General features: G+C 72.3%; 11 protein-coding genes. 6 read left to right on the top strand and 5 right to left on the bottom strand.

Annotation, left to right across the window (positions count from 1 at the left end; all coding sequences use genetic code 11):
- Positions 1 to 234 precede the first annotated feature (234 nt).
- Entirely contained in the window at positions 235 to 1,794 is a 1,560-nt protein-coding gene (locus ACZ7L5_RS43970) for a serine/threonine-protein kinase (protein ID WP_471524619.1), read from the top strand.
- Between the two features lie 21 nt (positions 1,795 to 1,815).
- Here the strand turns inward: ACZ7L5_RS43970 and ACZ7L5_RS43965 are convergent, their stop codons facing one another.
- Genes ACZ7L5_RS43965 through ACZ7L5_RS43955 form a run of 3 tightly spaced genes read right to left on the bottom strand, consistent with a single transcriptional unit; the run spans position 1,816 to position 4,154 of the window.
- Complete coding sequence (locus ACZ7L5_RS43965; RefSeq protein WP_471524613.1) at positions 1,816 to 2,484, bottom strand: pyridoxine/pyridoxamine 5'-phosphate oxidase; 669 nt, start codon at positions 2,482 to 2,484, stop codon at positions 1,816 to 1,818.
- A gap of 44 nt (positions 2,485 to 2,528) precedes the next feature.
- Positions 2,529 to 2,954: a pyridoxamine 5'-phosphate oxidase family protein gene (locus ACZ7L5_RS43960; protein ID WP_328880983.1), complete on the bottom strand. Its 426-nt coding sequence runs from the start codon at positions 2,952 to 2,954 to the stop codon at positions 2,529 to 2,531.
- A gap of 27 nt (positions 2,955 to 2,981) precedes the next feature.
- Positions 2,982 to 4,154 carry a thiolase C-terminal domain-containing protein gene (locus tag ACZ7L5_RS43955; protein WP_471524612.1) on the bottom strand — a complete coding sequence of 391 codons (1,173 nt, stop codon included), beginning with the start codon at positions 4,152 to 4,154 and terminating at the stop codon, positions 2,982 to 2,984.
- 105 nt (positions 4,155 to 4,259) lie between these two features.
- Here ACZ7L5_RS43955 and ACZ7L5_RS43950 point away from each other — a divergent pair, with 105 nt between their 5' ends.
- Both ACZ7L5_RS43950 and ACZ7L5_RS43945 read left to right on the top strand, forming a co-directional pair.
- The gene (locus ACZ7L5_RS43950; RefSeq protein WP_471524610.1) at positions 4,260 to 5,483 is read left to right on the top strand and encodes an acyl-CoA dehydrogenase family protein; all 1,224 of its coding nucleotides are present in this window, start codon (positions 4,260 to 4,262) and stop codon (positions 5,481 to 5,483) included.
- A complete protein-coding gene (locus ACZ7L5_RS43945) occupies positions 5,480 to 5,971 on the top strand; it encodes a nitroreductase/quinone reductase family protein (protein WP_471524608.1) in 492 nt (163 codons plus the stop codon). Before ACZ7L5_RS43950 ends, ACZ7L5_RS43945 begins: the two co-directional genes overlap by 4 nt.
- A 3-nt stretch (positions 5,972 to 5,974) precedes the next feature.
- On the opposite strand, the gene ACZ7L5_RS43940 is transcribed toward ACZ7L5_RS43945, so the two are convergent.
- Positions 5,975 to 6,601 carry a LysE family translocator gene (locus ACZ7L5_RS43940; RefSeq protein ID WP_471524606.1) on the bottom strand — a complete coding sequence of 209 codons (627 nt, stop codon included), beginning with the start codon at positions 6,599 to 6,601 and terminating at the stop codon, positions 5,975 to 5,977.
- An 82-nt stretch (positions 6,602 to 6,683) separates the two neighbouring features.
- On the opposite strand from ACZ7L5_RS43940, the gene ACZ7L5_RS43935 reads away from it, so the two are divergent.
- Positions 6,684 to 7,136 carry an Lrp/AsnC family transcriptional regulator gene (locus ACZ7L5_RS43935; RefSeq protein ID WP_471524604.1) on the top strand — a complete coding sequence of 151 codons (453 nt, stop codon included), beginning with the start codon at positions 6,684 to 6,686 and terminating at the stop codon, positions 7,134 to 7,136.
- Between the two features lie 69 nt (positions 7,137 to 7,205).
- On the opposite strand, the gene ACZ7L5_RS43930 is transcribed toward ACZ7L5_RS43935, so the two are convergent.
- Positions 7,206 to 7,853, bottom strand: coding sequence for a TetR family transcriptional regulator (locus tag ACZ7L5_RS43930; protein ID WP_328880989.1), 648 nt, complete (start codon positions 7,851 to 7,853; stop codon positions 7,206 to 7,208).
- Positions 7,854 to 7,975: 122 nt separating this feature from the next.
- Here ACZ7L5_RS43930 and kbpA point away from each other — a divergent pair, with 122 nt between their 5' ends.
- The gene (kbpA, locus tag ACZ7L5_RS43925; RefSeq protein ID WP_471524602.1) at positions 7,976 to 8,725 is read left to right on the top strand and encodes an AfsK-binding protein KbpA; all 750 of its coding nucleotides are present in this window, start codon (positions 7,976 to 7,978) and stop codon (positions 8,723 to 8,725) included.
- A gap of 234 nt (positions 8,726 to 8,959) precedes the next feature.
- Entirely contained in the window at positions 8,960 to 11,329 is a 2,370-nt protein-coding gene (gene afsK, locus ACZ7L5_RS43920; RefSeq protein ID WP_471524600.1) for a protein serine/threonine kinase AfsK, read from the top strand.
- The last annotated feature ends 144 nt before the right edge of the window (positions 11,330 to 11,473 follow it).

The raw sequence follows: 11,473 nt of genomic DNA, 5'->3' as shown, positions 1-11,473 counted from the left end.
TGGGAGAAGCCGTCAAAGGACGACCCCAGCCACCACCCCACCAGGCGAGCACGCCCCATACTGTCCAACGCCATGATCGGCCGGACAGGTCCTAGGAGCCCGGGGCACCCAGGTGTCGGCCCCTGGCGTCCCCGGCCGTGGAATCCGCGCGCGCTAAGGTGCAACTGCAATCTGTTCGAAAAGTGCTCGGGTGTACGGGGAAAAGTAGGTCTCAGGGTGTCCGATTCGGGGAGGGTGTCCGAGCTGGGGCGGCTCATCGCCAACCGCTACCGGTTGGTGGAGCGCGTCGGACGCGGCGGCATGGGCACCGTGTGGCGGGCCGAGGACGAACTGCTCAACCGGCACGTCGCCCTCAAGAAGCTGCACGTCCCGCCGCACCTGCACGACGACGAGGTGCAGCGCCTTTACGAGCGCACTCGCCGTGAGGCCCGCAGCGCCGCGCGGATCACCCACCCCCATGTGATCGTCGTGCACGACGTCGTCGACGACGAGGGCCTGCCGTGCATCGTCATGGAATACATCCCCTCGCGCACGCTGGGCGACGTCCTGAAGAAGCAGGGCACGCTGCCGCCGGGCGAGGCCGCCCGGATCGGCCGCAGCATGGCCGCCGCGCTGCGCGCCGCGCACGAGGTCGGCGTGCTGCACCGGGACGTCAAGCCCGCCAACGTGCTGCTCGGGAACGACGGGCGCATCGTTCTCACCGACTTCGGGATCGCGGTGGAGTCCGGATCGCCCTCCCTGACCAGGACCGGGGAACTCGTCGGTTCGATCCAGTACCTCGCGCCGGAGCGGCTGCGCAGCAAGATCGCCGAGCCCGGCCCCGCCTCCGACCTGTGGTCGCTCGGAGCGACGCTGTACGAGGCGGTCGAGGGACGGCCCCCGTTCGGCCGGGACACGGCGATCGAGACGGCGTACGCCATCGCCACCGACACCTACGACCCCCCGCGCAACGCCGAGCACCTGGCCCCGGTGATCGAGGGGCTGCTGGTGAAGGAGCCCGACCGGCGCATGGCCGCCAAGGAGGCCGAGCACCTCCTGAGCCGGGTGGCCGGCGAGGCGACCGCCCCGCTCGATCCGCCGACGAGACCGGAGCGGATGCCCGCCACCCGCACGGCTGCCCCCACCGTCACCCCCAGCACCCCCGACGCCGCGCCGGGGCGGAAGCGAGGCCGCCGCACGGCCCTGTGGATCGCCTCGGCCCTGGTGATCGCCGCCGCCGTGACGGGCTCCGTGCTGCTGCGGCCGGGGGGCGGTCTCGCGTCGTCGGACGACGACGCCCCGCGGTCCCCTTCCCATTCCCAGCCCGCGGTCGGCACCTCTCCGGAGCCGAGCGCCTCCCCGTCGCCGGTTCCCGCCGGGTACCACCTCGTGAAGGCCGGCCAGAACTTCTCCGTGCCCGTGCCGGACGGCTGGAAGGCCCAGAAGGTGCCCAAAACCGGTGAGGTCGCCTACATCGACCCGACCGGGCTGGTCGGCCTGAGGGTCGAGGAGGTCGAGTTCGCGGGGGCCGACCCGCTCCAGCACTGGCGTGACACCGAAGAGGCCCAGACGCGGCGCGACAACGCGGCCTACGAGCGGGTCAGGATGAGCCGCACGACCTTCCGTGGCCGGACCGCCGGGTACTGGGAGTTCACCTTCCAGGGCAGGGTGCGCGGTTTCCGGGGGGTCGAGCTGGCCATCAACGGTGCCGACAACACCCAGTACGCCATCTACCTCTCCGCACCGGACGCGCGGTGGGACGAGTACCGCCCGGTGTTCGACACCGCCGTCAACGGGATCCGGCTCCCCGACTGACGCCGACCGCTGGGCCGTGTCCTAGGGCCAGAGCAGCTCCCTCACCCAACCATCCTCCCCGCGCCGGTAGTCGAGCCGCACGTGCCGGCGCCCCGCGTCCCCCTGGAAGAACTCCACCTCGTCGGGGCGCAGGTGGTACAGCGTCCACGTCGGCACGGGAGTGTCGGGCTCGCGTCCCGCCCGTTCCCAGGCCGACTGGGAGGCCCGCGCCAACTCCTCCAGTGAGCCCAGGACCTGGCTCTGGCGGCCGGTGAGCGCGGCGGCCAGCGCGCCGGTCGAGCGGGCGTGCAGGTCGGCCTGCCCGTCCTGGGCGGGGGCGGCGGTCACGGGGCCCCGTACCCGCACCTGGCGGCCCTGGGCCGGCCAGTAGAAGCCGAGGGCCGCGTACGGGCGGGCCGTCAGCTGGCGGCCCTTGCGGCTGTCGACGTGGGTCGCGAAGGACCAGCCGGAGGCGTCGGCGCCGTGCAGCATCACCGTCCGTACGTCCGGCAGGCCGTCCTCGCCGGCCGTGGCGAGGGACATGGTGTGCGGTTCCGTCTGCCCCGCCGCCACCGCCTCGGCGAACCAGGCCGTGAACAGGGCGAGCGGGTCGGCGGGTGCGGTGGCCGGGTCGAAGGCAGGCAGCTCGGTGACCGCCGGGTCCCACACCCGCAGCGACCTCAGCAGCTCATGAAGAAGGTCATCTCCCATGCGTCGATTGTCACGTGCCGCGGCGGGCTCACGGTCTCACGGGCTCACAGCTGACCGAGGTCGGACGAGACCCAGCGTTCGGGCCGCATGTGGATGACGATCTGCTCGCCGTGGTTCTTCCAGGCGAAGTCGACATAGCCGTCGACCTTCTCGGCCGGGAGATAGCGGGCCGCGACCTCCTGGAGCTCTTCCAGGGTGGCGGGGGTCGTGTCGACGACCGGGCCCTCGACCGACGCGTACCGGATGGTGGGTTCGACGCGGTCGACCATCAGGGTGAACCGGCCGGACGCCTGGATGAGCTGGTGCTTGCGGGAGTCCAGTCCGGTCAGGACCCATACGTTGCCGCCGGGCGCGTACTGGTACCAGACCGGAACGGTCAGCGGTGCGCGCCCCGCGCCCGCGTCGACGGACAGTGCGGCGACATGGGGCTCGGCAAGGAACTGTTCGCGTTCTTCTCGGGTCAGGGCCATGCCTGCGGTCCTCTCGATTCGATCGGCTCAATCCCTCCCCAGTACCAACGTCCCCGACGAGCAGAACCATCCCCCGGTCGCCGAAGCGACACCCAGACGTGGCAACGTCCCGCCCAGCCCCCGCACCTGCCGCTCCCCGCCCTCCCCCCGGAGCTGCCGCACCGCCTCCACCAGCAGGAACAGTCCCCGCATCCCGGGATGCTGAGCCGAAAGCCCGCCCCCGTCCGTGTTGACCGGCAGCTCCCCGCCCCGCACCAGCAGCCGCCCCTTCTCCACGAACGCCCCGCCCTCGCCCTTCCCGCAGAAGCCGAGGTCCTCCAGCGTCACCAGGGTCATGTAGGTGAACGCGTCGTAGATCTCGGCGAAGTCGATCTCCTCCGGGCGCACCCCGGCCCGCTCGAAGGCGAGGCGTCCGCTGACCGCCGCCGGGCCCACCGTGAAGTCGGGCCACTGCGACATAGCCGCGTGCGAGACGTGCTCCCCGGTGCCGAGCACCCACACCGGAGCCGTACGGCAGTCACGTACGAACTCCTCGGCCGCCAGCAGTACCGCCGCCCCGCCGTCGGAGCGGATGCAGCAGTGCAGCTTGGTGAAGGGGTCCGCGATCATCGGCCCGTCGAGGACGTCGTCGACGGTGATCGGGTCGCGGAACATCGCGTCCGGGTTCAGGGCCGCGTTGGCCCTCGCCTGGACCGCCACCTCCGCCAACTGCTCGATGGTCGTGCCGTGTTCGATCATGTGGCGGCGGGCGGCCATGGCGTACTTGGCGATGAGCGTGTGGCCGTAAGGGACCTCGAACTGCAGGGGGCCCCGGGAGCCGAAGGACAGGTTCCCCGTGCGCCGCCCCGCCTTGATGTCGGCGCGGGCCGTCGAGCCGTAGACGAGGAGGACGGCGTTCGCGTGTCCCCTCGCTATCGCGTCCGCCGCGTGGGCGGCCATCACCTCCCAGGTGGAGCCGCCGACGGAGGTGGAGTCGACCCAGGTGGGGCGCAGTCCCAGGTACTCGGCCACCTCGACGGGGGCGAGGGTGCCGAGCCCGGCGGACGCGAAGCCGTCCACCACCTCCCGGCCCAGTCCCGCGTCGGCCAGGGCGCGGCGGGCCGCCTGGGCGTGCAGGGCGTACGGGGTCGCGTCGTCCACGCGGCCGCAGTCGGCCAGGGCCACTCCGACCACGGCTACTTTCCGGCTCCCGGCAGTCATATGAGGCCTCCAGTCCCGTTGCTTCCCACCTCTGTGCATCTCGCTGCCACCCTCCTAATATGACGGTCCGTCAGATCTGGAGGGAAGAGCCGGAGGCAAGAGCCCATGGACGCCAGCTTCACCCCCGAGCAGGACGAGATCCGCCGCACCCTCCGCGAGCTGCTCCAGAGCCGCTGCGGGCCCCGCGAACTGCGCGCCGCCGTCGACACCCCCGCCGGACACGACCCGGCCCTGTGGACGGCCCTCGCCGAACAGCTAGGCCTGCCCGGGCTGGCTCTTCCCGAGGAGTACGGCGGTGTCGGCTGTACGGCGACCGAACTCGCCCTCGCCTGCGAGGAGACGGGCCGGGCGCTGGCCCCCTCCCCGCTGCTCGCCACCGCCGTCCTCGCCGCACCCCTGATCGCCGCCCTCGGCACCGAGGTCCAGCGCGCCGCGCTGCTGCCCCGCCTCGCCTCAGGCGCGCTCACCGCCACCCTCGCCGTCCCGGGCACCGCGCTGGCCGCCGCGCTCGCCCTGACCGGCGGCAACGGGGGTGACTGGGCCGGCGGCGGACGTGCCGGCGGTGTGCAGGCGCGGCAGGTCGAGCGCGGGTGGCGGCTGTACGGGCAGGTCGACCAGGTGCTGGACGGGCACAGCGCGGGGCTGCTGCTGGTCGCCGCGCACGCCGGGGGGTTCGCCCGGTCGCGGACGCTGCTGTTCCTGGTGCCGGCGGACGCGGCGGGGGTCGTACGGGTGCGGCAGACCGCTCTGGACGCGACCCGGCCGCAGGGGCGGGTGCAACTGCGGGACGTGCCGGCCGAGTTGCTGGGGGAGGGGGACGGCATCGACGTGCTGGGTGCCCTGGCGGGTACGGGGGACGCGGTCGCCGCCGTCCTCGCCTGTGAGGCCGTGGGCGCCGCCGACCGGGCACTGGAGCGCACCGTGGAGTACGTCGGACAGCGGGAGCAGTTCGGGCGGGCCATCGGGTCCTTCCAGGCGGTGAAGCACCGGCTGGCGGATGTGTATGTGGCGGTGCAGGCGGCACGCTCGGCGGCCTATTACGCGGCGTGGGCGGCAACGCCCCCAGGGGGCGCGGCCCGTGCCGACAGCGCGGGACCCGCGGAGCGCCTCGCCCTCGCGCAGGCCCTGGAGGCGCTGCGGATCGCGTCCGCCGAGGGGATCCAGCTGCACGGCGGCATCGGTTTCACCTGGGAGCACGAGGCGCACCTGTACTTCAAGCGGGCCGCCGGCGACGAGCTGCTCTTCGGGCCGGTGCACCGGCTGCGGGCGCATGCCGCCGCCCGGGCCCGGCTCTTCGTGACGTCCGAGGCCCGGGAGGTGGCGGTGTGATCGGCGTGCGGCTCGTGCAGAAGGTGTCGTCGACCCGGGGCTTCGCCAAGGTCGCCCCTCATCTGATCCCCGCGCTCGACCGTGCCGTCCACCGGCTCACCCGCGGGAAAGTGCTGCTCAGCGCCCAGATGCTGCCCGGCGTGATCCTGACTTCGACGGGCGCCCGCAGCGGGCAGCCGCGCCGCACGCCGCTCGCGTGCATGCCCGAGGAGGGCGGCCGTACCTGGATCCTCATCGGCTCCAACTTCGGCCGCCCCGGCCACCCGGCCTGGACCGCCAACCTGCTGGCCCACCCGGACGCCGAGGTCAGCTGGAAGGGCATCGACATCCCCGTGACGGCCCGGCTGCTGGAGGGCGAGGAACGGGCGGCCGCCTGGAAGACGGTGCTTCGGTTCTGGCCGCCGTACGCCACGTATCAGGCCCGGGTGGAGCGGGAGATCCGGCTCTTCAGGATCGTCCGCAGGGACGGGGAACCCGGGCGGCCATGACCGCTACAGCGTCGCCAGGCGCTGCACCAGCAGGAAGGCGCCGATTCCGAGCATCGCCGCCCCGGACGTGCGGGTGACCGCCCGCGCGGCGGCCGGGCGGGCGCCGAGGACGGCGCGGGCGGCGAGGCCCACGGTCAGGTAGACGGCGGCGCAGCACGCCATGTGGAGCAGGCCGAGGACGGCGGTCTGGGCGGAAACCGGCAGGTGGTCGCCCTTGGTCACCAGGAACTGGGGCATGACCGAGAGGTAGAGCAGCAGGCCCTTGGGGTTGAGGCCGCTGATCGTGGCACCGCGCAGGAAGACGCGGGCCGGGCTGCTCGGGGTCACGGCCTCCTCGGAGGTGCCCGGCGTGCCCGGGCGGCGCAGCACGCTCCAGCCCAGCCAGACCAGGTACGCGGCGCCTGCCGCGGTCAGCGCGGTCAGCAGCCCCGGCTCGCTCGACACCAGCACCGCGAGGCCGGCCACCGCGAGGACGGTGTGCAGCGCGTACCCGGTGACCAGGCCCGTCACCGCCATCACCGGCGAGCGCTCACGCAGCCCGGCGGAGATCGCATACGCCCAGTCGGCGCCCGGTACGCAGACGAGCAGCAGGTCGATGGCGAGGAAGGAAAGGAGCAGTCCGGAGTCCATAGTGGGGACATTAGGCGGGAATGGCCCGAAAGTGTTGTCGAAGTTTGCTCATGATCGCGAGTTGTGAGCAAATATCTTCTCTATGGACGACGTGGACCGGAAGATTCTTGCCGAGCTGCAGCAGGATGGGCGGCTGACCGTGACCGAGCTGGCCGGGCGCGTGCGGCTGAGCGTCTCGCCGTGCCACCGGCGGCTGCGGGAACTGGAGCGCGCGGGGGCGATCAGCGGCTACCGGGCGGTGGTGGAGCCGGCGGCGGTGGGGCTGACCTTCGAGGCGCTGGTCTTCGTGTCCATGCGGCAGGAGGACCGGGACACGGTCGCCGAATTCGAGCGGGCTATCGCGGACATCCCCCATGTCCTGGACGCGCAACGGCTGTTCGGTGAGCCGGACTACCTGCTGCGGGTGGCCACCGCCGACCTCGCCGCCTTCCAGCGGCTGTACGACGAGCGGCTCGCGACCCTGCCGGGGGTGCAGCGGCTCACGTCGACGCTGGTGATGAAGCACGTCGTGCGGGACCGTCCGCTGCCCGCATAGGACGGCAGGCGGCGGCCCACGTCGGGTGAACCACCGCCTGCCAGACAGGACTTGCTCAAAATCGGGGAGCTACTTCGTCGGCTTCTTGCCGGTCACACCCAGATGCACCAACAGGGCGAGGTTCGGCTTGAGTTCGGCCTGCTTGACGCCCCAGGTCTGGAAACCCTTCTGGTGCGAGGCCACCGCGGCGAGCATCGCGACGATCGAACCCGCCACCGCGGCCGGGTTGACGTCCTTGTCGACCTTGCCCTTGGCCTGCAACTGAGTGACCGACTCGGCCAGGGAGTTGTTGACCGAGTTCAGGATCTTCATGCGGATCTTGTAGAAGCGTTTGTCCCCCTCGGACGCACCGAGGTCGACGACCCGCAGGATCGCGTCGTTGCGCCGCCAGAACTCCAGGAACCCGTCGACGAGTTCCTGCGCGGTCTGCCAGCCGGCCTTGCCGACCCAGCTGCGGCCCTCCACGAGCTCGGTCAACCCGGCGCCCTCGGTGGCCATTTGGTCGGCGACCTCCAGGACGGCGCCCTCGACGTCCGGGAAGTACTGGTAGAAGGTGGCGGGCGAAGTGCCCGCCTTCCGGGCGACATCTATGACTTTGACGTCCCGGTACGGGGAGGAGCTGAGCATCTCGCTGAGGCAGTCGAGCAGCTTCTGCCGGGTCGCCTGCCCTCGCCGGCCGGCCACGCGGCCGTCGACGGTACGCACTTGTCCTGTCATGTCGTCAGCTTACCGAGGCGTGATCGGGGCGCGATTCGGCCGACTGCAAATGGGGTGCACGGGGATCGCGAGGCTGGTGTGCCTGGTCTGCGAGGTGCGTAGGACGCCGTTACTTTTGCCGCATGGCCGAAAACAGGGCATCCGCGAACGGACCGGGATACACGGAGGGCGTTCCGTGCTGGGTCGAGGCGCAGCTCGCCGACGTGCGGGCGGGCAAGCGCTTCTACGGTGAGCTCTTCGGGTGGGACTTCGAGGAGGCCTACGACTCCACCGAATGGGCCCGGCTGGACGGCGATCGGGTGGCCGCCCTCTCCCGCAAGACGGACGGGCGGATGCCCACCGTGTGGACGGTGTACTTCGCCACCCCGGACGCCCGGGCGCTGACCGGGCGGATCCGCGGCGCCGGGGGACAGGTGGTCACCGCGCCCGTGGAGGTCGGGGCGGATGCCGGTACGGCCGCGCTGGTCACCGACCCCGAGGGCGCCGTCTTCGGGCTGTGGCAGGAGGGTGAGCACCCGGGCTTCGGGCGCCGGCACGAGATCGGCACCTTCGGCTGGGTGGAGCTGTACGCGCGGGACGTCGAGGTCGCCAACGACTTCTACGGCGGGCTCTTCAGCGACGCCCTGTTCGGGCCGGACGCGAAACCGGACTTCGGGCGGGCGGCCGTCGCGGAGCGCTTCTCGGCGATGATGCCGCCCCACTTCCTCGTCCACTTCCGGGTCGCGGACTGCGAGGAGATCCTCGGCACGGTGAACCGGCTCGGCGGACGGATCCAGGTGCCGCCCTTCGAAACGTCGTACGGGAGGGCCGCCGTGGTGACCGACGATCAGGGGGCGTCCTTCGCCGTTCTGGAGCGGGTCCCCAAGGGCTGACGGCACTCCTGCCTCCGGTGGCTCAGGCGTCCCACTATGCGAAACCGCGCTTCCGCGGGGCGACGTGCTGTGGTTTTGTCCCAAGACACCCCGTTCCGCCCGCGGGTTCGCCACCACGCCTTCGGACAGGAAGAATCGGGGTGCGTGCCGCCAAGGCGGTGCGGTGGTGAGACGCTGCACGGGGTCGCGTACATAAGCGGGTGACGGGGCCCGTACGGGGAGGTGGCAGGCAGAGTGGTGGATCAGCTGACGCAGCACGATCCGCGCAGGATCGGGCCGTTCGAGGTGCTCGGACGGCTGGGTGCCGGCGGCATGGGGCTGGTCTATCTTGCGCGCTCGGCGTCCGGGCGGCGCGTGGCGATCAAGACGGTCCGTACGGAACTCGCCGAGGACCAGCTGTTCCGCGTCCGCTTCACGCGTGAGGTGGAGGCGGCCCGAGCGGTCTCCGGCTTCTACACGGCCGCGGTCGTCGACGCCGACCCGCGGGCCGCCGTGCCGTGGCTGGCCACCGCGTACGTGCCCGCGCCCTCCCTCGAGGAAATAGTGAACGAGTGCGGGCCGCTCCCGGCCCAGGCGGTGCGCTGGCTGGCGGCGGGCGTCGCGGAGGCCCTGCAGTCCATCCACGGTGCCGGTCTCGTCCACCGCGACCTCAAGCCGTCCAACGTGCTCGTGGTCGAGGACGGCCCCAGAGTCATCGACTTCGGTATCGCGTCCGGCGTGTCGAACACGCGTTTGACCATGACCAACGTCGCCGTCGGTACCCCCGCCTACATGTCGCCCGAGCAGGCGAAGGACTCCCGCAGCGTGACCGGCGCGAGCGATGTCTTCTCGCTCGGCTCGATGCTCGTGTTCGCCGCCACCGGACACCCGCCCTTCCACGGCGCCAACCCCGTCGAGACCGTCTTCATGCTGCTGCGCGAGGGCCCCGACCTCGAAGGTCTCCCGGACGAGCTGCGTCCGCTGATCGAGTCCTGTATGCAGATGGAGGCCACGGCCCGCCCCAACCCGGCCGACCTCCAGGCCCAGCTGGCACCCCACCTCTTCGGCTCCGGCACCGACGACAGCGGTACGGCGTCCGCGTGGCTGCCCGAGCGGGCGGTGAGCCTGATCGAGACGCGCCGAGGCGGCCGCCCGGCGCCCAAGCCCGCGCCGTCCTCCGGCCGCAGCGTCGGCCGCATCGCCCCCGCGCCGGTTCCGCCCCCGCCCCCGCACGACCCGGTGGTTCCGGGCCCGCAGCCGGCGCCCGTTCCGGTCGGCGCCCCCGACACCGGCCCGGTGCGGCTGGCCGGCGGCGCGGTCCCGATCGGCCCCGGCCCCCGCGTCGCCGACGCCCGCGCCGCCGCCATGCAGGCGCCCCCGCCGGAGGCCGGCCTCGTCGCCTCCTGGTCCAAACCCCGCCCCGGCGTCAACGGCACGGACCCTGCCGTAGGCCCCGCCGTACCGGCACCGCAGCCGGTGGCCCCGGAACCGGCGGCCGGCTGGCGGCCCTGGCGTTTCCGCATGTCGAACGACGTGTGGGGCACTCCTTCCGTGGCCGACGACCTCGTCTACGTCACCTCCTTCGAGGTGCACGCCCTCGACGTGGCCACCGGCCGCCGCCGCTTCAAGACACGGGACGTCGCCTGGTCGATGGCGGTCGCGGACGGCCGTATCCACGCCTCCGACGGCCCCACCCTGTTCGCCCTGGACTGCCGCGAGGGCGCGGATCTGTGGCGCCTGCAGACGGACGCCTGGGTGTACTCCCTCAAGGCCGAGCGCGGCACGGTCATCACCGGCACGCGCGGCGGCGGCGTCCAGGCCTGGGAGGCGTCCAACGGCCAGAAACTCTGGGAGATCACCGGGGCGCAGAGCGACTTCGAGTCCCCGGAGGCCGGACCGGCGCTGTACGACGGCACGGTCTACGTCTGGCAGGACGCCCGGCTGAAGGCCCTGGACGCCCGGACGGGCGACGAGCGCTGGTCGTACCCCATCGGCGACGCCGCCTCCTGCGGCGGGGTGCCGGTGCGGGTGGCGCAGGCGCACGACGGCTATGTGTACGTGTCCGCCGGGACCCGGGTGCTCGCGCTCGACGTGGTGAGTGGCCTGGTCCGCTGGCACTTCGAGGCCCCGGCGGTCTTCCTGTGCCCGCCGGCCTTCGTGCCGGGGCCCGCGGTGACCGGCGGCGGTGTGTACCTCGCCGATTACCTCGGCACGGTCTACGCCCTGGACGCCACCGACGGCCGCGACCGCTGGCGCATCGCCACCGAGGCCCGCGCCTCGATCGATCCGGTGCTGGTGGCCGGGGGCCACGTCCACGTCGGCAGCGGCAAGGGCCTCTACACCCTGGACGCCGTCACCGGGACGCCGAAGTGGCGCTTCCAGGCGGGCGGCGACATCGTGGGCGCGCCTTCGGTGGCGGAGGGCCGGATCCACTTCGGCTCCACCGACCATCTGCTGTACACCCTGAAGGCCGACGACGGCCGGCTGCGCTGGAAGCTCGCCACCGGCGGCGAGATCACCGGCTCGCCCGTGGTGCAGGACGGCGTCGTGTACGCGTGCAGCAAGGACCGCTGTGTGTACGCCCTGGACGCCGAGAAGGGCACGGGCACGGCCCGCACCGCGTAGGCGGAGCGGATCCGGACGACGGCCGTCCGTAAAGGGCGGCCATCTTCACCGCTCTTGCACGGGACGTCACGCCGGGTAAGCGGTTCCTGCCGCGGGGCCGCTGCTAACGTGACGTGCTCACGATCACGACAACGGGGGTTGACC

The sequence above is a fragment of the Streptomyces sp. NPDC107528 genome (assembly GCF_055639295.1).
The sequence above is the reverse complement of the archived record's forward strand: the minus strand, read 5'-3'. Positions and strand labels throughout refer to the sequence as shown.

Bases quoted from the DNA above. Each gene is read 5' to 3' on its own strand.
- ACZ7L5_RS43965 (WP_471524613.1), bottom strand. From the start codon at position 2,484: ATGGGAGATGACCTTCTTCATGAGCTGCTGAGGTCGCTGCGGGTGTGG.
- ACZ7L5_RS43960 (WP_328880983.1), bottom strand. From the start codon at position 2,954: ATGGCCCTGACCCGAGAAGAACGCGAACAGTTCCTTGCCGAGCCCCAT.
- ACZ7L5_RS43955 (WP_471524612.1), bottom strand. From the start codon at position 4,154: ATGACTGCCGGGAGCCGGAAAGTAGCCGTGGTCGGAGTGGCCCTGGCC.
- ACZ7L5_RS43950 (WP_471524610.1), top strand. From the start codon at position 4,260: ATGGACGCCAGCTTCACCCCCGAGCAGGACGAGATCCGCCGCACCCTC.
- ACZ7L5_RS43940 (WP_471524606.1), bottom strand. From the start codon at position 6,601: ATGGACTCCGGACTGCTCCTTTCCTTCCTCGCCATCGACCTGCTGCTC.
- ACZ7L5_RS43935 (WP_471524604.1), top strand. From the start codon at position 6,684: ATGGACGACGTGGACCGGAAGATTCTTGCCGAGCTGCAGCAGGATGGG.
- ACZ7L5_RS43930 (WP_328880989.1), bottom strand. From the start codon at position 7,853: ATGACAGGACAAGTGCGTACCGTCGACGGCCGCGTGGCCGGCCGGCGA.
- kbpA (WP_471524602.1), top strand. From the start codon at position 7,976: ATGGCCGAAAACAGGGCATCCGCGAACGGACCGGGATACACGGAGGGC.